The sequence below is a fragment of the Kitasatospora sp. NPDC042419 genome, from assembly GCF_056437345.1.
In genome coordinates, this window is sequence record NZ_JBWKAW010000004.1 from 469,663 (window position 1) to 488,064 (window position 18,402).

The 18,402-nt window shown below is 73.3% G+C and carries 16 protein-coding genes; 12 read left to right on the forward strand and 4 right to left on the reverse strand.

Going from position 1 to position 18,402, the window contains the following annotated elements; genetic code table 11:
* Nucleotides 1-75 precede the first annotated feature (75 nt).
* From AC067J_RS11890 to AC067J_RS11915, 6 genes are all read left to right on the forward strand, one after another.
* Nucleotides 76-1,164: a polyprenyl synthetase family protein gene (locus AC067J_RS11890; protein WP_478298067.1), complete on the forward strand. Its 1,089-nt coding sequence runs from the start codon at nt 76-78 to the stop codon at nt 1,162-1,164.
* Nucleotides 1,165-1,171: 7 nt separating this feature from the next.
* A complete protein-coding gene (gene shc / locus AC067J_RS11895) occupies nt 1,172-3,265 on the forward strand; it encodes a squalene--hopene cyclase (protein WP_478298068.1) in 2,094 nt (697 codons plus the stop codon).
* The gene (locus AC067J_RS11900; protein ID WP_478298070.1) at nt 3,262-3,954 is read left to right on the forward strand and encodes a phosphorylase family protein; all 693 of its coding nucleotides are present in this window, start codon (nt 3,262-3,264) and stop codon (nt 3,952-3,954) included. Before shc ends, AC067J_RS11900 begins: the two co-directional genes overlap by 4 nt.
* Before the next feature lie 2 nt (nt 3,955-3,956).
* A complete protein-coding gene (gene hpnH / locus AC067J_RS11905) occupies nt 3,957-4,982 on the forward strand; it encodes an adenosyl-hopene transferase HpnH (RefSeq protein ID WP_478298072.1) in 1,026 nt (341 codons plus the stop codon).
* A 127-nt stretch (nt 4,983-5,109) separates the two neighbouring features.
* Nucleotides 5,110-7,035 carry a 1-deoxy-D-xylulose-5-phosphate synthase gene (dxs, locus tag AC067J_RS11910; RefSeq protein ID WP_478298073.1) on the forward strand — a complete coding sequence of 642 codons (1,926 nt, stop codon included), beginning with the start codon at nt 5,110-5,112 and terminating at the stop codon, nt 7,033-7,035.
* Nucleotides 7,025-8,434, forward strand: coding sequence for an aspartate aminotransferase family protein (locus AC067J_RS11915; RefSeq protein ID WP_478298074.1), 1,410 nt, complete (start codon nt 7,025-7,027; stop codon nt 8,432-8,434). The genes dxs and AC067J_RS11915 overlap by 11 nt, the downstream gene beginning before the upstream one ends.
* A 112-nt stretch (nt 8,435-8,546) precedes the next feature.
* Here AC067J_RS11915 and AC067J_RS11920 read toward each other — a convergent pair whose 3' ends face one another.
* On the reverse strand, nt 8,547-8,819 hold the full coding sequence (locus AC067J_RS11920) for a DUF6343 family protein (RefSeq protein WP_478298076.1): 273 nt from the start codon (nt 8,817-8,819) through the stop codon (nt 8,547-8,549).
* 107 nt (nt 8,820-8,926) lie between these two features.
* On the opposite strand from AC067J_RS11920, the gene AC067J_RS11925 reads away from it, so the two are divergent.
* A complete protein-coding gene (locus AC067J_RS11925) occupies nt 8,927-9,115 on the forward strand; it encodes an I78 family peptidase inhibitor (protein WP_478298078.1) in 189 nt (62 codons plus the stop codon).
* On the opposite strand, the gene AC067J_RS11930 is transcribed toward AC067J_RS11925, so the two are convergent.
* Together AC067J_RS11930 and fabG are read right to left on the reverse strand one after the other, a co-directional pair.
* A complete protein-coding gene (locus AC067J_RS11930) occupies nt 9,066-9,896 on the reverse strand; it encodes a phosphatase PAP2 family protein (protein WP_478298080.1) in 831 nt (276 codons plus the stop codon). The genes AC067J_RS11925 and AC067J_RS11930 overlap by 50 nt on opposite strands.
* 231 nt (nt 9,897-10,127) lie before the next feature.
* Nucleotides 10,128-10,895 carry a 3-oxoacyl-ACP reductase FabG gene (gene fabG / locus AC067J_RS11935; RefSeq protein ID WP_478298082.1) on the reverse strand — a complete coding sequence of 256 codons (768 nt, stop codon included), beginning with the start codon at nt 10,893-10,895 and terminating at the stop codon, nt 10,128-10,130.
* Between the two features lie 474 nt (nt 10,896-11,369).
* On the opposite strand from fabG, the gene AC067J_RS11940 reads away from it, so the two are divergent.
* On the forward strand, nt 11,370-12,236 hold the full coding sequence (locus AC067J_RS11940) for a MarR family winged helix-turn-helix transcriptional regulator (RefSeq protein ID WP_478298084.1): 867 nt from the start codon (nt 11,370-11,372) through the stop codon (nt 12,234-12,236).
* 159 nt (nt 12,237-12,395) lie between these two features.
* On the opposite strand, the gene AC067J_RS11945 is transcribed toward AC067J_RS11940, so the two are convergent.
* Nucleotides 12,396-13,259 carry an aldo/keto reductase gene (locus tag AC067J_RS11945; RefSeq protein WP_478298085.1) on the reverse strand — a complete coding sequence of 288 codons (864 nt, stop codon included), beginning with the start codon at nt 13,257-13,259 and terminating at the stop codon, nt 12,396-12,398.
* 271 nt (nt 13,260-13,530) lie between these two features.
* On the opposite strand from AC067J_RS11945, the gene AC067J_RS11950 reads away from it, so the two are divergent.
* The 4 genes from AC067J_RS11950 to AC067J_RS11965 all read left to right on the forward strand — a co-directional run bounded on the left by AC067J_RS11950 (nt 13,531) and on the right by AC067J_RS11965 (nt 18,397).
* The gene (locus AC067J_RS11950) at nt 13,531-15,303 is read left to right on the forward strand and encodes an ABC transporter transmembrane domain-containing protein (protein WP_478298087.1); all 1,773 of its coding nucleotides are present in this window, start codon (nt 13,531-13,533) and stop codon (nt 15,301-15,303) included.
* Between the two features lie 100 nt (nt 15,304-15,403).
* Nucleotides 15,404-17,185, forward strand: coding sequence for an ABC transporter ATP-binding protein (locus AC067J_RS11955; protein ID WP_478298089.1), 1,782 nt, complete (start codon nt 15,404-15,406; stop codon nt 17,183-17,185).
* 181 nt (nt 17,186-17,366) lie between these two features.
* A complete protein-coding gene (locus tag AC067J_RS11960) occupies nt 17,367-17,612 on the forward strand; it encodes a LapA family protein (RefSeq protein WP_478298090.1) in 246 nt (81 codons plus the stop codon).
* A gap of 65 nt (nt 17,613-17,677) precedes the next feature.
* Nucleotides 17,678-18,397 (forward strand): amino acid ABC transporter ATP-binding protein, encoded by a 720-nt coding sequence (locus tag AC067J_RS11965; RefSeq protein ID WP_478298199.1) that lies wholly within the window; start codon nt 17,678-17,680, stop codon nt 18,395-18,397.
* Nucleotides 18,398-18,402: the final 5 nt, after the last annotated feature.

Below are 18,402 nucleotides of genomic sequence, written 5' to 3' on the forward strand. Positions count from 1 at the left end.
CCGACCGGCCGCACAGTCATCGCCAGCGCCCGGCCGTCCCACGCGGCCCGGCACCACCAGGGAGAGGGAACGCACGTGGAGTCACGCACCGGCACTGCCGTCGGAGGCACGGCGCACGCCGAACCGGTCTCGGTGCCGGAGCTGCTCGCCCGCAGCCGCGCGCTCTGTACCCCGCCGCTGCGGGCCGCCGTGGCCCGTCTGGCGGCACCGATGGACACCGTCGCGGCCTACCACTTCGGCTGGATCGACCGGGACGGCACGCCGGTGACGGGGGACGGCGGCAAGGCCGTCCGCCCGGCCCTGGCGCTGCTCTCCGCCCGGGCCACCGGGGCCCCGGCGGAGGCCGGTGTGCCGGGCGGTGTCGCTGTTGAACTGGTGCACAACTTCTCTCTGCTCCATGATGATCTGATGGACGGTGACGAGACCAGACGCCACCGGGCCACCGCTTGGACGGTCTTCGGACCGGCCCAGGCGATCCTGGTCGGTGACGCCCTGGCGACGCTCGGTACGGAGGTGCTGCTCGACGCCGCGACCGCGGGCGGCGCGAGCCCCACCGACGCCGCGCGTGCCGTCCGGCTGCTCACCACCGCGACCCGCCGACTGATCGACGGGCAGGCGATGGACGTCGCCTTCGAGCAGCGGGACAGCGTCACCGTCGCCGAGTGCCTGGAGATGGAGGGCGGCAAGACCGCCGCCCTGCTCGCCGCCGCCTCGGCGATCGGCGCCGTCCTGGCCGGCGCCGACGACCGGGTCTCGGACGCCCTCCAGCGCTACGGGCACCACCTCGGCCTGGCCTTCCAGGCGGTCGACGACCTGCTCGGCATCTGGGGAGCCACCGAGGTGACCGGCAAGCCGCACTGGGGCGACCTGCGCCAGCGCAAGAAGTCCCTGCCGGTCGCCGCCGCGCTCGCCGAGGGCGGTGCCGCCTCGCGCGAACTGGCCGGACAGCTCGCCGACCCCAAGAGGCGCGGCGAGGAGAGCGAGACCGAGCTGGCTGCCCGCGCCGCGCTGATCGAGCAGGCCGGCGGACGGGACTGGACGCGGGAGGAGGCCCGCCGCCAGCACACAACTGCCCTCGCCGCCCTGGACGAGGTGCCCATGCCCGACGGGGTGCGCGAGCACTTCGTCGCACTCGCCGAATTCGTGGTGGTACGAGAGAGGTGACGTTACGTTGACAGCAACCGCGGACGGCCGGCTCGACCCTGAGTACGATTCCGAGCCGGTCGCGGTGGGCGACCTCCCGCCGGCGCTGCTGAGCGCCGGGCGGTGGCAGCCCGAAGGGTCCGCGCCGGCCCGCCAGGCCGGCCGGACCGACCGACAACAGGAACGGCCCGCCTCCGCCGAGGAGGCCCTGGCCCGCGCCACCACCCACCTGCTCTCCCTGCAGAGCTCCGAGGGGTGGTGGAAAGGCGACCTGGAGACCAACGTCACCATGGACGCCGAGGACTTACTGCTCCGGCAGTTCCTCGGCATCCGGACGGAGGAGCAGACCAAGGCCACCGCCGAGTGGATCCGCTCCCAGCAGCGGGAGGACGGCACCTGGTCCACCTTCCACGGCGGACCGGCCGAGATCTCCACCACCGTCGAGGCCTACGTCGCCCTCAAACTGGCCGGCGACGACCCCAACGCGCCGCACATGCTGGCCGCCGCCCGTTGGATCCGCTCCGCGGGCGGCATCGCCGGAGCCCGGGTCTTCACCCGGATCTGGCTGGCGCTGTTCGGCTGGTGGCCCTGGGAGCGGCTGCCCGAGATGCCGCCGGAGATCATCTTCCTGCCGAAGTGGCTCCCGCTGAACATCTACGCCTTCGGCTGCTGGGCGCGACAGACCATCGTCCCGCTGACCGTGGTCTCCGCGCACCGGCCGGTACGCCCGGCCCCCTTCCCGCTCACCGAGCTGCACACCGACCCGGAAGACCCGTACCCGGTCCGGCCGCTCGCCCCGGCCACCACCTGGGACGGCGTCTTCGAACGCCTGGACAAGGTGCTGCACGCCTACCACCGCCGGGCCCTGCGCCCGCTGCGCAAGCTCGCCGTCGCCCAGGCCTGCCGCTGGATCGTCGAGCGCCAGGAGGCCGACGGCTGCTGGGGCGGCATCCAGCCGCCGGCCGTCTACTCGCTGATCGCCCTGCACCTGGAGGGCTACGAGCTCGACCACCCGGTGATGCGGGCCGGCCTCTCCTCCTTCGACCGGTTCACGGTGCACACCGAGGACGGCCGGCGCTGGCTGGAGGCCTGCCAGTCGCCGGTCTGGGACACCTGCCTGGCCACCATCGCGCTGGCCGACGCCGGTCTGCCGCCCGACCACCCCGCGCTGGTCTCCGCCGTCGACTGGATGATCGGCGAGGAGATCACCAAGCGCGGCGACTGGTCGGTCCAGCGGCCCTCGCTGGCCCCCGGCGGCTGGGCCTTCGAGTTCGAGAACGACACCTACCCGGACATCGACGACACCGCCGAGGTGGTGCTCGCGCTCTGCCGGGTCGCCCACCCGGACCCGGCCAAGGTCGGCGGCTCGGTCGACCGGGGCGTCCGGTGGAACCTCGGCATGCAGTCCAAGAACGGCGCCTGGGGCGCGTTCGACGTCGACAACACCAGCACCCTGCCGAACAAGCTGCCGTTCTGCGACTTCGGCGAGGTGGTCGACCCGCCGTCCGCGGACGTCACCGCGCACGTGGTGGAGATGCTCGCCGAGGTCGGCAAGGCCCGGGACCCGCGCACCCGGCGCGGCGTCGAGTGGCTGCTGAGGAACCAGGAGGCCGACGGCTCCTGGTTCGGCCGTTGGGGCACCAACTACATCTACGGCACCGGCTCGGTGCTGCCCGCGCTGGTCGCCGCCGGCGTCCCGGCCGAGCACCCGGCGATCCGCCGCGCCGTCCGCTGGCTGGAGGACCGGCAGAACACCGACGGGGGCTGGGGCGAGGACATGCGCTCCTACGAGGACCCGGCGCGCTGGGCCGGGCGCGGCGAATCCACCGCCTCGCAGACCGCCTGGGCGCTGATGGCGCTGCTCTCGGCCGGCGAGGGACCGGACGGCCGGGCCAACCCGGCCGTCGAGCGCGGCGTCGACTGGCTGGTCCGCACCCAGCTGCCCGAGGGGACCTGGGACGAACCGCAGTTCACCGGCACCGGCTTCCCGTGGGACTTCTCCATCAACTACCACCTGTACCGGCTGGTCTTCCCGGTCACCGCGCTGGGCCGGTACCTGCACGGCACCCCCGCCACCGGCCGGTTCGCCCCCGGTGCCCCGACGATCGGGGCGTCCCGGTGAAGCCTGCTCCGCTGCTGGTCCTCTGCGCGCTCGGCCCCGAGGTGTGGGCCCTGCGCGGCGGGGACTGGCGCGGCTCGGCCGGCGGCCCGCCGGTCCTGGTCCGCACCGGCGTCGGCCGGCGGCGGGCCTCGTTCGCCGTCCGCCGGCTGCTCACCGCGGCCCCCGGCGGCTACGGGGCCGTCGTGGTGGTCGGCTTCGGCGCCGCCGTCGCACCCGGGGTGACGCCCGGAGAGGTGATCGTCGCCGACGGCGTGCGCGACGCGGAGGGGAACCACTTCGCCGTCGACTCCGGCCCGGACCTCAGCCGGGCCCTCAAGGCGCGCGGTCTGACCGTCCACACCGGTGTGCACCACACCGCCGACCACGTGGTGCGCGGCCTCGAACGGCGCGCCCTGCACCTGCAGGGCGCGCTGGCCGTCGACATGGAGGCCGCCGCCGTACTGGCCGCCCTCCGCGAGCTGCGCCCCGCCCTGCCCGCCGCCGTGCTGCGGGTCGTGGTCGACACCCCGGAGCGCGAGCTGCTGCGCCCGGGCACGCTGCCGGCCGGTGTCCGGGCCTGGCGAGCGCTGCGGGCCACGGTCCCCGCGCTGGTCGACTGGCACCGGGAGAACCGGCCGGACCCGGGCCGAACGTCGCCCGGCACCCTCAACCACCCCACACCCTCGACGCTCCCCCAGGAGGCGAGCTAGCCATGGCCATGCCGTTGCGCCAGACCGTGCGGGTCGGCACCTACCTCATGCAGCAGAAGCTCAAGCGGCGCGACAAGTTCCCGCTGATCGTCGAACTCGAACCGCTCTTCGCCTGCAACCTGGCCTGCGAGGGCTGCGGCAAGATCCAGCACCCGGCAGGTGTGCTGAAGCAGCGGATGCCGGTCGCCCAGGCGGTCGGCGCGGTGCTGGAGTCGGGGGCCCCGATGGTCTCGATCGCCGGCGGCGAGCCGCTGATGCACCCGCAGATCGACGAGATCGTCCGGCAACTGGTCGAACGACGCAAGTACGTCTTCCTCTGCACCAACGCGCTGCTGATGCGCAAGAAGCTCGACAAGTTCACGCCCTCGCCGTACTTCACCTTCACCGTGCACATCGACGGCCTCCGGGAGCGGCACGACGCCTCGGTGGCCAAGGAGGGCACCTTCGACGAGGCGGTGGAGGCGATCAAGGAGGCCAAGCGGCGGGGCTTCCGGGTCACCACCAACAGCACCTTCTTCAACACCGACACCCCGCAGACCATCATCGACGTGCTCGACTACCTCAACGACGACCTCAAGGTCGACGAGATGATGATCTCTCCGGCGTTCGCCTACGAGAAGGCGCCCGACCAGGAGCACTTCCTCGGCGTCGAACAGACCCGCGAGCTGTTCCGCAAGACCTTCGCCGGCGGCAACCGGCGGCGCTGGCGGCTCAACCACAGCCCGCTCTTCCTGGACTTCCTGGAGGGCAAGGTCGACTTCGAGTGCACCGCCTGGGGCATCCCCAACTACTCGCTGTTCGGCTGGCAGCGGCCCTGCTACCTGATGGCCGACGGGTACGTGCCGACCTACCGCGAGCTGATCGAGAAGACCGACTGGGACAAGTACGGCCGGGGCAAGGACGCCCGCTGCTCCAACTGCATGGCGCACTGCGGCTACGAGCCGACCGCCGTCCTCGCCACCATGGGCTCGCTCAAGGAGTCGCTGCGGGCATTGACCGAGACCGTCGGCTCCGGCCGGAGCCGCTGAGCGCCACACCGTCGGCGGCCGGCGCAACCGCCGGTCCGCCCCGTCCGGCCCGGGCCGCCGCGCCCGGGCCGGGCCACCCCGCCAGGCGGGGGTACCACCGCACCGCTCCGAGTCGTGAGGTGAACCCATGTCACTGCTCTCCAGCGTCACGTCACCGGCGGACCTGCGAAGACTCCCGGCCGCCGAGCTGCCCCTGCTCGCCGACGAGATCCGCGACTTCCTGATCGACGCCGTCACCAGGACCGGCGGCCACCTCGGCCCGAACCTCGGAGTGGTCGAACTGACCATCGCGCTCCACCGGGCCTTCGACTCCCCGTACGACCGGATCGTCTGGGACACCGGCCACCAGAGCTACGTGCACAAACTGCTCACCGGTCGCCAGGACTTCTCGAAACTCCGTTCCAAGGGCGGGCTCTCCGGTTACCCGTCGCGCGCCGAATCCGAACACGACCTGGTCGAGAACTCGCACGCCTCCACCGCCCTGTCCTACGCCGACGGCCTCGCCAAGGCCGCCCAGCTGCTGGGCGAGCACGACCGGAGCACCGTCGCGGTGATCGGCGACGGAGCCCTCACCGGCGGCCTCGCCTGGGAGGCGCTCAACAACATCGCCGACGCCAAGGACCGGCCCCTGGTCATCGTCGTCAACGACAACGAGCGCTCCTACGCCCGCACCATCGGCGGCCTCGCCAACCACCTCGCCACGCTGCGCACCACGCAGGGCTACGAGCGGTTCCTCTCCTGGGGCAAGGACGCGCTGCAGCGCACCCCCGTGGTGGGCCAGCCGATCTTCGACGCGCTGCACGGTGCCAAGAAGGGGTTCAAGGACGCCTTCGCCCCGCAGGGCATGTTCGAGGACCTCGGGCTGAAGTACATCGGCCCGATCGACGGCCACGACCTCGCCGCCCTGGAGTCCGCCCTCACCAAGGCGCGCGGCTTCGGCGGCCCGGTGATCGTGCACTGCCTGACGGTCAAGGGCCGCGGCTACCGGCCCGCCGAGCAGGACGAGGCGGACCGCTTCCACGCGGTCAACCCGATCGACCCGTACACCTGCCTGCCGATCTCGCCCAGTGGCGGGACCTCCTGGACGTCCGTCTTCGGCGAGGAGATGCTGGCCGTCGGCGCGGAGCGACCGGACGTCGTGGCGATCACCGCCGCGATGCTCCAGCCGGTCGGGCTGGCCAAGTTCGCCAAGGCCTTCCCGGAACGGACCTTCGACGTCGGCATCGCCGAGCAGCACGCCGTCACCAGTGCCGCCGGCCTGGCCACCGGCGGGCTCCACCCGGTCGTGGCGGTGTACGCGACCTTCCTGAACCGCGCCTTCGACCAGGTGCTGATGGACGTCGCGCTGCACAGGCTCGGCGTCACCTTCGTGCTGGACCGGTCCGGGGTCACCGGGCCCGACGGCGCCTCGCACAACGGCATGTGGGACATGTCGATCCTGCAGGTCGTCCCCGGCCTGCGGCTCGCCGCGCCGCGCGACGCCGACGAGCTCCGCGCCCAGCTGCGCGAGGCGGTCGAGGTCACCGACGCCCCGACCGTGGTCCGCTTCCCGAAGGCGACCATCGGCCCGGCCGTCCCGGCGGTCGAGCGGATCGGCGGCGTCGACGTCCTGCTGCGGACCTCGGAGCGGCCGGAGATCCTGCTGGTCGCCGTCGGCACCACCGCCGCCGCCGCGCTGGACGCGGCCCGGCTGCTGCTCGCCGAGGGGTTCACCGCGACCGTGGTCGACCCGCGCTGGGTCAAGCCGGTCGACCCGGCGCTGCCGGCCCTCGCCGCGGAGCACCGGCTGGTCGTCACGGTCGAGGACAACGGCCGCGCCGGCGGGGTCGGCACCGCCGTCGCCCAGGCGCTGCGCGACGCCGAGGTGGACGTCCCGGTCCGCGTGCTCGGCCTGCCGCAGGAGTTCCTCGGCCACGCCGCCCGCGGCGAGATCCTGGAGGAGACCGGCCTGACCGGCACCGGGGTCGCCGCCCAGACCGCCGCCTTCGCCAAGAACCTGCTGCGGGACAGAGGACTACCGAACCGAGGAGCGAACCAGCACCATGCCGGCTGACCCCGACGACCGCGCCGAAGCGCGCTTCGACCTCGCCGCCCTGCTCGCCGAGCGCGGCGGAGAGCGGTACGAGCTGCAGAGCCGCTACCTCAATCCGCAGCTGTCGCGGATGCTGCACACCATCGGTTTCGACAAGTACTACGAGCGCGCCAGAGGACAGTACTTCTACGACGCCGAGGGCAACGAGTACCTCGACATGCTGGCCGGCTTCGGCATCTTCGCGCTCGGCCGCCACCACCCGGTGGTCCGCTCGGCGATCCAGCAGGTGATGGACCTCGACCTGCCCGACCTGGTCCGCTTCGACTGCTCGCCGCTGCCCGGCCTGCTGGCCGAGCGGCTGCTGTCCCACACGCCCGGGCTGGACCGGGTCTTCTTCGGCAACAGCGGCACCGAGGCGGTGGAGACGGCGCTCAAGTTCGCCCGGTACGCCACCGGCCGGAAACGGGTGCTCTTCGCGGACCACGCCTTCCACGGGCTCACCACGGGCTCACTCTCGGTCAACGGCGAGAGCGGGTTCCGCAAGGGGTTCGACCCGCTGCTGCCGGACACCGCCGTCCCGCTGGGGGACCTGGGGGCGCTGGCCAAGGAACTGAAGCGGGGCGACGTCGCGGCGCTGATCGTCGAGCCGATCCAGGGCAAGGGGGTCCAGGCGGCCCCGCCCGGCTGGCTGCGCGCGGCCCAGGACCTGCTGCACGAGCACAAGGCGCTGCTGATCTGCGACGAGGTGCAGACCGGCATCGGGCGGACCGGTGACTTCTTCGCCTACCAGTACGAGGACGGGGTGCTGCCCGACCTGGTCTGCGCGGCGAAGGCGCTCTCCGGCGGCTACGTGCCGGTCGGCGCGACGCTCGGCAAGAGCTGGATCTTCGAGAAGGTGTACTCCTCGATGGACCGGGTGCTGGTCCACTCGGCCAGCTTCGGGTCCAACGCGCAGGCGATGGCGGCCGGGCTGGCGACCCTGGAGGTCGTCCGGGACGAGCGGGTGGTGGAGAACGCCGCCAAGGTGGGCGAGTACTTCCGGGAGCGGCTGACGGCGCTGGTCGACACGTACGAGCTGCTCGCCGAGGTGCGCGGCCGCGGTCTGATGATCGGCATCGAGTTCGGCCGGCCGAAGTCGCTGAAGCTGCGGACCGGCTGGACGGCGCTGCAGGCGGCGCGCAAGGGGCTGTTCGCCCAGATGGTCGTCGTCCCGCTGCTCCAGCGGCACCGGATCCTCACCCAGGTGTCCGGGGACCACCTGGAAGTGATCAAACTGATCCCGCCGCTGATCATCACCGCACGGGACGTCGACCGGTTCATGGACGCCTTCACCGAGGTGATGGACGACGCGCACCGGGGGAGCGGCCTGATGTGGGACTTCGGGCGGACGCTGGTGAAGCAGGCGGTCTCCAACCGCTGAGCGGCGGTCCGGCGCGGGCGCCCGGTGCGGCGTTCCGGCCGGTCCGGCGCGGGGACGCGGCACGGAGCGGGAGGCCGGGCGGCCGGCTTCCCACTCCGTGGGAGATACCGCGTCAGAGCTCGGTCCGGCGGCGCCGGACGACGACCACGAGATCGACCACGGCGAACAGGGTGAGGACTCCGCACGCCACGGCGAACCCGGTGAGGGTGGACCGGCTCGGCGCGCCGAACTCCGGGGCGTTCGCCGCCCAGACCGCGAATGCCACGGTGGCCAGGGCGAACAGCGGGGTGAAGGTCAGCGAGAGCAGGTAGCGCAGCTTGAGGTCACTGCGGGCGGTGGCGGGCTCGGTGCCGCTGCGCCACCGGCGCGGCGTGGTGGCGGGCATCCGCGGTCACCTCCCGGGGGTCTCGGGTGGACGGGCTTCCCCACGGGCCCGTGCACGGGCGGTCTACGATTCCAGCGTACGTCCGGAGTGCGAGCCTGGGAGGGGCGATGACGGACGAGGACGCGGAGGGCTACGCGGGGCTGCGGGTCGAGCGGGCCGAGGAGTTGGCCCGCCGGCACGGGTGGGCCTCGGTGCGGGTGCTGGCGCAGGGGGCGGCGATGACCATGGACCACCGGGAGGGGCGGCTCAACCTCGCGGTGCGCGACGGGGTGGTGGTACGCAGCTGGGAGGGGTAGCGGGGCCCCGGGGCGGGGCGGTCCGCCCGGTCCGGCCCGGCCGGGTCCGGCTGAGGCGGCGCTCGACGGCGAGCACCAGCGGCTCCAGCAGGGGGAGCGAGAGCAGCACGAGCAGGCCGGCCGCCCAGCCGGCCAGCACGTCGGTCACCCAGTGGGTGCCCAGGTAGACGGTGGTGAGGCCGACCGAGCAGGCGGTGGCGCCGGCGAGCACCGCGCCGGTGCGGCGCCACCGGGCCGCGAGGTAGGCGAGCACGCCCCAGGTGACCACGGCGTTGGCGGTGTGGCCGGAGGGGAATATGGTGCCGCCGGAGAAGAGTTCGGGCGAGCCGACGTAGTGGGCGTAGTGCGGGCCCAGCCGGCCGGTGACGATCTTGACCGTGCCGACCGTGAGGTTGAGCAGCAGCAGCGCGGCGCCGGTGACCAGCAGCGGGCGGAGCCGGCCGAGCCGGCGGGCGCGCCAGCCGAGCCAGACGAAGGCGGCGACGGCGGACGGGCCGCGCTGGCCGGCCACCACCCAGTTGTCCAGCAGCGGCTCCGGGCCGGGCCAGCGCTCGTAGGGCCGGGTCAGCCGGACCGCCCAGTCGAGGTCCACCAGGGCGGTGTCCAGCAGCACCCCGGCGACGACCAGCAGGTAGCCGAGGCAGGTGAGGCCCAGCAGGAGGGCCTGCCGACGGTCGAGCGGCGGCCGGCCGGGCGGGCGGGAAGCGGGCTCGCGGGTGGGGCGCGGGCGCTCGCGGCGGGTGGTGGTCGGGGTCTCCGGGAGTTCACTCGGCGCTTGCACGCCGGTGACCATACCCACCGGCTCGGGGTGATTCCCGGCGGAATTCGGAATTCCCGGGCAATGCTGCGGAGTGATGGCAATAAGGCTGTTTCGGGCTGATTCACCGGCGTTTCGGGATCGAATGCCCGTCTGGCCGTCGAGCGGGATTTCCCGGCTGCCGGGAAAACGGACGGAGCGGGAGACCGGCCGCGCCGGTTCCCACTCCGTGGTAACCCTGGGTAGGTCCCGTGCTCAGTCGAGGGGGCCGCCCGCCACGTAGACGACCTGGCCGGAGACGAATCCGGCGGCCTCGCTGGCGAAGAACGAGATGGTGTGCGCGACGTCCTCGGGAACGCCGACCCGCTGGACCGGGATCTGCGAGGCGGCGGCGCGCTTGAAGTCCTCGAAGTCCATGCCGACCCGGGCGGCGGTGGCCGCGGTCATGTCGGTGGCGATGAATCCGGGGGCGACCGCGTTGGCGGTGATGCCGAACTTGCCGAGCTCGATCGCGAGGGTCTTGGTGAAGCCCTGCAGACCGGCCTTGGCGGCCGAGTAGTTGGCCTGGCCGCGGTTGCCCTGGGCGGAGGAGGAGGACAGGTTGACGATCCGGCCGAACCCGGCGTCCACCATGTGCTTCTGGACCGCGCGGGTCATCAGGAAGGCGCCGCGCAGGTGGACGTTCATGACCGTGTCCCAGTCGGACTCGGTCATCTTGAAGATCAGGTTGTCGCGGAGCACGCCCGCGTTGTTGACCAGCACGACCGGGGCGCCGAGTTCGGCGGTGATCCGGTCGACCGCGGCCTGGACCTGGGCGGCGTCCGAGACGTCGGCACCGACGGCGACGGCACGGCCGCCCGCGGCGGTGATCCGGTCGACGGTCTCCCGGCCGGCGGCCTCCTCCAGGTCGAGGACGGCCACGGCGTAGCCGTCGGCGGCCAGCCGGACGGCGGTGGCGGCGCCCAGGCCGCGTGCGGCGCCGGTGACGACGGCGACTCGGGGGGCGGTGCTCTGCTCGGTCATGCTCGCTCTCGTCTCTCTCGGATGTCGCTCGCGGACTCCCAGGGATCTCCCAGGGACCTCCCAGGTGGTACTCGGGGACCTGGGGGGTCGCCCGGAGCCTCCGGGGAGGACGGGAACCGCCGGGGTGGCCACACCCTACCGGTGGGTAAGGGGTGCAGCCAGGGCCGAAGGCGCAGGTGACCGAGGGTAAGGACCGACCGGTCGGCTTTCTCCTGCGAACGGGTTACTGCCGGGTCGGCGCGGCGCGTAAATATGCCAATGTTGCCGAACCTGCGTCTACTATCCGCCCCTGCCTGCCAGCGAGGGCCTGCCGTTTGTATAGTGTCCGCCAGCAGCCACCGGCTGCACGGCTGGAGCGCCCTCCCTCATAGCGGGACGCCCACTCGCCGTTACTGCCCCACCCGGGTGTCCCACACACACCGGGTGTGACATCGGGACGGATACATGGTGCTGGGGGAGATCCCGACGACCCGTGTGTCCGCGCGACTGCAGCAGTCGCCCGGACACCTGATCCGCGTTGCACAGCAGGTCCACACCCGTCTGTGGTCCGAACACGTCGGAGCCGATCTCACGGCTCCGCAGTTCGCGGTCCTGCTGGTCCTCGCCCTCGAACCGGGCGCTGACCAGCGGACGGTCGGCGAGCGTGCTTCGCTCGACAAGGCCACGATGGCCGAGATGGTCGCCCGGCTGGTCCGGCGCGGCTTGGTGCTGCGGCGCCGCGACCCGGCCGACGGCCGGCGCAAGCTGCTCGCTCTCTCGCAGAGCGGCGCCCAGGCTGTTCGTGAGGCCACCGGCGGAGTGGTCCGCGTGCAGCGCACGCTCTTCGAGCCGCTCACTCCGGAGGAGCAGCTGGAGATCGTCCGTGTGATGGCCAAGATAGCCAAGCTGGAACCGGCCCAGGTCGCCGTCCTCACGGACGCGCGACCGATGCTGGACGCCCAGCGGGCGATCGGCTACCTGATCCGGGTGAGCCAGCAGGTGCACACCAAGCTCTGGTCGGAGCACGTCGGTTCGGAGCTGACGGCGCCGCAGTACGCGGTGCTGGACGCCCTGGAACTGGAGCCGGGCGCCGACCAGCGCACGGTCGGTGAGCTGGCCTCGCTGGACAAGGCCACGATGGCCGAGATGGTCAGTCGGCTGGTCCGGCGCGGCCTGGTGCAGCGCCGCCGCGACCCCTCGGACGGGCGGCGCAACCTGCTCTCGCTCTCGCCGGCGGGGCAGGACCTGCTGCACCGCTCGGCCGCGGGAGTGGCCCAGGTCCAGTTGCTGCTGCTGGCTCCGCTTGAGGAGCACGAGCACGAGGCGGCACTGGCGCTGATCGCCAAGGCGGCCAGGCTGTAGCTTTCGCTTTCGAGCTTCAGCCAAAACGATTCGCCAACGGACCGAAGGCCGTCGACGGTTCGTGCAGGTCAGTGATGCGCCGCAGGCCGCTCTCCCGGAAGAGGGGAGGGCGGCCTGCGGCGTTGACGGCGCCGCCGTGCGGGGCCGGACCGGGAACGGTCAGTTCCAGTCGAACTCCTGCGGGTCCGGACCGATCCGCTTGCCGGTGGCGATGCCGGCGACGGCGGCGAGGTCGTCGGCGTCCAGCTCGAAGCCGGTGACGTCGAGGTTCTCCTTGATCCGCGACGGCGTGACCGACTTCGGGATCGCGATGACGCCGCTCTGCAGGTGCCAGCGGAGCACCACCTGGGCGACGGTGCGGCCGTGCTTCCCGGCGATCCGCGCCAGCGCCGGCTCCGCCAGCAGCTCCTTGCCCTGGCCCAGCGGGCTCCAGGCCTCGGTGGCGATGCCGTGCTCGGCGTGGAAGGCGCGGAGCTCGTCCTGCGGGAAGTACGGGTGCAGCTCGACCTGGTTCAGCACCGGCACGACCGAGGCCTCGTCGACCAGACGGGTGAGCTGCTCGGGCCCGAAGTTGGAGACGCCGATCGACTTCACCCGGCCGTCGGCGCGCAGCTGCTCGAACGCCTTCCAGACATCGAGGTAGCTGCCGTGCATCGGGCGCGGCCAGTGGATCAGGTAGAGGTCGACGTAGTCGAGGCCCAGGCGGGCCAGCGAGGCGTCGAACTCGCGCAGCACCGCGTCGCGGCCCTGCTCGCCCGACCAGTCGCGGGTGCCGGAGTTCCACAGCTTGGTGGTGACGTAGAGGTCCTCGCGGGCCAGGCCGCCGGCGAGTGCCTCGGTGATCGCCTGCCCGGTGCCGGTCTCGTTCTCGTAGACCGCGGCGGTGTCGATCGAGCGGTAGCCGGACTCGATCGCGGCGCGGACGGCGGGAGTGGCCTCCGCGTCCGGCACCTGCCAGACCCCGAAGCCGAGCTGGGGGATCTGCGAGCCGTCGTTGAGCGTGACGGTGGGGATGTTGCTCACGGGAAGGAGTGCCCTCTCCTGGTCGTCCATGTGGTTCCGATGGGGCCAACCTGTGCGGTGCCGGAAATGTTCCCGGTTCGCCAAAGAATTTTCCGACGCCTGGTACCGGCGTGCGCATCGGCTGTCCGGCGGGTCCCGGGCGCCGGAAAACCTGTTGCGTGGGTCACACCGGGGTTGGCAGGCTCGCTGCCATGACCTCCTGACGACCCACGGCCGTGACCGTACCGGCCGCCCCGCGCCCGCCGCCCGCACCGCCCCGCAACGGAGCGTCATGCCGCTCGAAACCCTCCCCCTGGCCGACCCCGGCCGCCCCGAACTCTCCTCCCCGCTCGCCCTCCTGCGCTGGCTCCAGCGCGGCCAGCGGCGCGGGCAGGTGCTCGCCACCTGCTGGTCGCTGCTGGAGATGGGCGGTCAGGCCGCCCTGCCGGTGCCGGTCGGCCTGGGCATCCAGGCCGCCGTCGACGGCGACGCCGCCGGCCTCTGGCGCGCCGGTGCCCTGGCCCTGGCGCTCGCCGCGGTGTCCTCGGTGGGCACCGTCCTGCTGCACCGCCAGGCGGTCTGGAACTGGATCCACGCCGCCACCCAGGTCCGCCAGCTCGTCGCCCGCCAGGCCTCCCACCTCGGCGCCGGCCTGTCCCGGCGGATCGCGACCGGCGAGGTCGTCGCGGTCGGCAGCGGGGACGTCGAGAAGATCGGCTGGTACGTCGAGCTGGTCGCCCGGCTGCGCGGCGCGGTCCTCGTCTGGCTGGCCGTCAGCACGGCGGTGCTGGTCACCCAGCCGATGCTCGGGCTCGCCGTCCTGCTCGGGGTGCCCGTGCTGGCCGCCTCGGTCTGGCCGCTGCTCGGCCCGTTCGAGCGGCGCTACACGGAGCAGCGCGCGCTCGGCGGCAAGGCCACCGAACTGGCCGCCGACACGGTGGCCGGGCTCCGGGTGCTGCGCGGCATCGGCGGCGAGGAGCTCTTCCTCGCCCGGTACCGGGCGGCCTCCCAGCAGGTCCGCGCCGCGGCCGTCCGCTCGGCCCGGATCTGGTCCCTGATGCAGGCCCAGCAGGTCCTGCTGCCCGGCCTGTTCGTGGTCGGCGTCACCTGGTACGGCGCCCACCTGGCCGCCACCGGGCGGATCTCGGTCGGCACCCTGGTCGCCGTCTACGGCTCGACGGCCTACCTCGCCGCGCCGCTGCGCATCCTCGGCGAGGCGGCGCACGCCTGGAGCGTGGCCCGGGTCTCCGCCGGGCGGGCCGTCCGGGTGCTCTCGCTCGGCCGGACCAGCGGCACCGCCGACTCCGGGCTGTCCGGTCCCGCGCAGTCCGACCTGTTCGACCCGGCCACCGGGCTGACCGCCCGGGCCGGCCAGCTGACCGCGGTGGTCTGCGGCGACCCCGACTTCGCCGGCGCGCTGGCCGAGCGGCTCGGCGGGCACGTCCCGACGGCCGAGGGCGAGCCGCCGCAGCCGTCGGCCCGGCTCGGCGGGGTCGAGCTGGACGCCGTCCCGCTGGCCGAGGCGCGGGCCGCCGTCCTCGTCCACGACAAGGAGCCGGTGCTGCTCTCCGGCACCCTGGCGGGGCTGTTCGACATCCCCGCCTCCGGGCGGGTCGAACCCGCCGACGCGCTGGCCGCGGCCCGCGCCGAGGACGTCCTGGACGCCCTGGTCGACGGTTCGCCCACCTGCCGGGGGGACGCCATGCGGGCGGAGATCACCGAGCGCGGCCGCTCGCTCTCCGGTGGCCAGCGGCAGCGGCTGGCACTGGCCCGGTCGCTGCTGGCCGACCCGCCGGTGCTCGTCCTGGACGAGCCGACCAGTGCGGTGGACGCGCACACCGAGTCCCGGATCGCGGCCGGGCTGCGCCGCAACCGGGAGGGGCGCACCACGGTGGTCTTCGCGACCAGCCCGCTGCTGCTCGACCAGGCGGACCGGGTCGTGCTGGTCCGCGACGGGCGGGTGGCGGCGGCCGGCCGTCACCGCGAGCTGATGCGGACCGAGCCGGGCTACCGGGCGGTGGTCACCCGCGCGGAGGAGCCGGCGCCGGTGGGGGAGGCCGTGTGAGCCCGGCCGCCCGCCGCAGCGCCGTGCACCGCAGCGCCGCCCGCCGCAGCGCCGTGCACCGCATCCGAGTCGACGTCCGAGTACAGCCGAGGAGCACGCCATGAAGCCCCCCGTCCACCAGGAGCAGGGGCCGGCCACCACCCTGCCGGTCGGCTCCCCGGCCGCCGTGCGGTCCTACCTGCGGCTGCTGGCCCGGCGCCACCGGGGCGGCTTCTCCGCCGTGGTGGGGCTGCACGCGGTGGCGACCACGGCCGGGCTGGTCGGGCCCTGGGTGCTCGGCACCCTGGTCGAGTCGCTGGCCACCGGCACCGCCGGAGAGACCATCACCGTCGCCGTCGCCTGGTACCTGCTGGCGCTGGCCGTGCAGTCGGCCTTCACCTGGTGGTCGCGGCTGCGCGGCAGCGTCCTCGGCGAGCGGGTCCTGGCGGACCTGCGGGAGGACTTCCTGGTCCGCTCGGTGGCGCTGCCCACCGGCGTGCTGGAGCGGGCCGGCACCGGGGACCTCGTCTCCCGCGGCACCACCGACATCGACCGGCTGGACAAGTCGGTCCGCGAGGCGGTGCCGGAGCTGGCCGTGGCGATCGTGTCGCTGCTGCTGGTGCTGGGCGCCCTGGTGGCCACCTCGCCGCTGCTCGCGCTCACCTCGCTGATCGGCCTTCCGCTGCTGCTGGCCTCCTCCCGCTGGTACTTCCGGCGGGCCCCGCAGTCCTACCGGAACGAGTCCGCCGGGTACGCGGCCGTCAACACCGTGCTGGCCGAGACGGTGGACGCCGGGCGGACGGTCGAGGCGCTGCGCCTCGGCGACCAGCGGGTCCGGCTGACCGACCGCAAGCTGGCGGAGTGGATCGCCTGGGAGCGGTACACCCTGTGGCTGCGCTCGGCGTGGTTCCCGACCATCGACGCGGTCTACACCCTGGCCGTGCTCGGCACCCTGGTGCTGGGCGGGCTGTTCACCCTCCGGGGTTGGATCACGGTCGGTCAGCTGACCACCGGGGTGCTCTACGCCCAGGCGCTGACCGCCCCGGTCGACCTGATCCTGCGCTGGTACGACGAGCTGCAGATCGGGCAGGCCTCGCTGGCCCGGCTGGTCGGGGTGCGTGAGGTGCCCGAGCAGGAGAGCGACGAGGCGGCCCGGCCGAGCGGGCGGCGGGTCGAGGCGCGGGACGTCCGGTTCGGCTACCGCGAGGGTGCCGACGTGCTGCACGGGATCAGCCTGGACGTCGCCCCGGGCAGCCGGGTCGCACTGGTCGGGCCGTCCGGGGCGGGCAAGTCCACCCTGGGGCGGTTGCTGGCCGGGATCTACGCGCCGGGCCGGGGCAGCGTGACGCTCGGAGGGGCGGCGCTGTCGCGGATGCCGGCCGAGCGGGTCCGCTCCGAGGTCGCGCTGGTCAACCAGGAGCACCACGTCTTCGTCGGCACGCTCCGCGACAACCTGCGGCTGGCCGCGCCGGACGCGGACGACGCCGAGCTGCGCGGCGCACTGGACGCGGTGGACGCCGGCGACTGGGTGGACGCGCTGTCGGCCGGGCTGGACACCGAGGTCGGCTCGGGGGGCGCCGTGCTGACCCCGCCGCAGGCGCAGCAGCTGGCGCTGGCCCGGCTGGTGCTGGCCGACCCGCACACCCTGGTGCTGGACGAGGCCACCTCGCTGCTGGACCCGCGGGCCGCCCGGCACCTGGAGCGTTCGCTCTCCAAGGTGCTGGAGGGGCGGACGGTGATCGCCATCGCCCACCGGCTGCACACGGCGCACGACGCGGACGTGATCGCGGTGGTCGAGGGCGGGCGGATCAGCGAGTACGGCAGCCACCCGGAGCTGGTGGCCGCCGGCGGTCCGTACGCCGCCCTCTGGCGCTCCTGGCGGGACGAGCCGTCGGCGGACTGACGGGCCGGCCGGCCGCGCGGCCGCCCCGGCGGTGCTGTCGCCGGGGCGGCCCGGGGGCAGCACCCGCGGGCCGGACGGAGCGTGACGGGAGGTAAACCCGAGCGGGGCGAGGTTGCCCCGTGCGGGTTACTCCCGGGCGCGTAGCCGGGCAAACCCGCCCAATCGACCGCAGACTTCGCCTGTGACCAAGATTTCAGACGGCTCGTCCGGCACCAAGCGCAGTGAGATCGGCGGGATCCCCACCCGGTACATCGGGATCGGCGTCATCGTCGTGCTGGCGGTGTGGTTCCTGTTCGCCAACCTCGAAAGGGTGAAGATCCAGTTCTGGGTCTTCACCGTGACCGCGCCGCTCTGGATCGCCCTGCTCGCCACCCTGCTCGCCGGTGGCGCGCTGGGGTGGCTGCTGAAGGGCCGGAGCAGTCGGTGACCGTGACACCGGAGCCCCAGCCCGCGTCCGGGCCGGGGCTCTCCGCCTTCACGCCCCTGATCGAGATGCGCGGCGTCAACAAGCACTTCGGCGAGCTGCACGTCCTGCAGGACATCGAGCTGACCATCGGCCGGGGCGAGGTCGTGGTGGTGATCGGGCCGTCCGGCTCCGGCAAGTCCACCCTCTGCCGGGCGATCAACCGGCTGGAGCCGATCGAGTCCGGCGAGATCGTGATCGACGGCCGGCCGCTGCCCGAGGAGGGCAAGGGGCTCGCGCAGCTGCGTGCCGAGGTGGGGATGGTGTTCCAGTCCTTCAACCTGTTCGCGCACAAGACCGTGCTGCAGAACGTCTCGCTGGCGCAGATCAAGGTGCGCGGGCGGTCGAAGGCGGAGGCGGACGGGAGGTCCCGGGAGCTGCTGGACCGGGTCGGGCTGGCCTCGCAGACGGACAAGTACCCGGCCCAGCTATCGGGCGGCCAGCAGCAGCGGGTGGCGATCGCGCGGGCGCTGGCGATGGACCCCAAGGCGCTGCTGTTCGACGAGCCCACCTCGGCGCTCGACCCCGAGATGATCAACGAGGTGCTGGACGTGATGCGCCGGCTGGCGCACGAGGGCATGACCATGATCGTCGTGACCCACGAGATGGGGTTCGCCCGGGCCTCCGCCAACCGGGTGGTCTTCATGGCCGACGGGCGGATCGTCGAGGACCGCAGCCCGGAGGCGTTCTTCGGCGCCCCGGAGAGCGAGCGCGCCCGGGACTTCCTGTCCAAGATCCTGAAGCACTGAGGCCG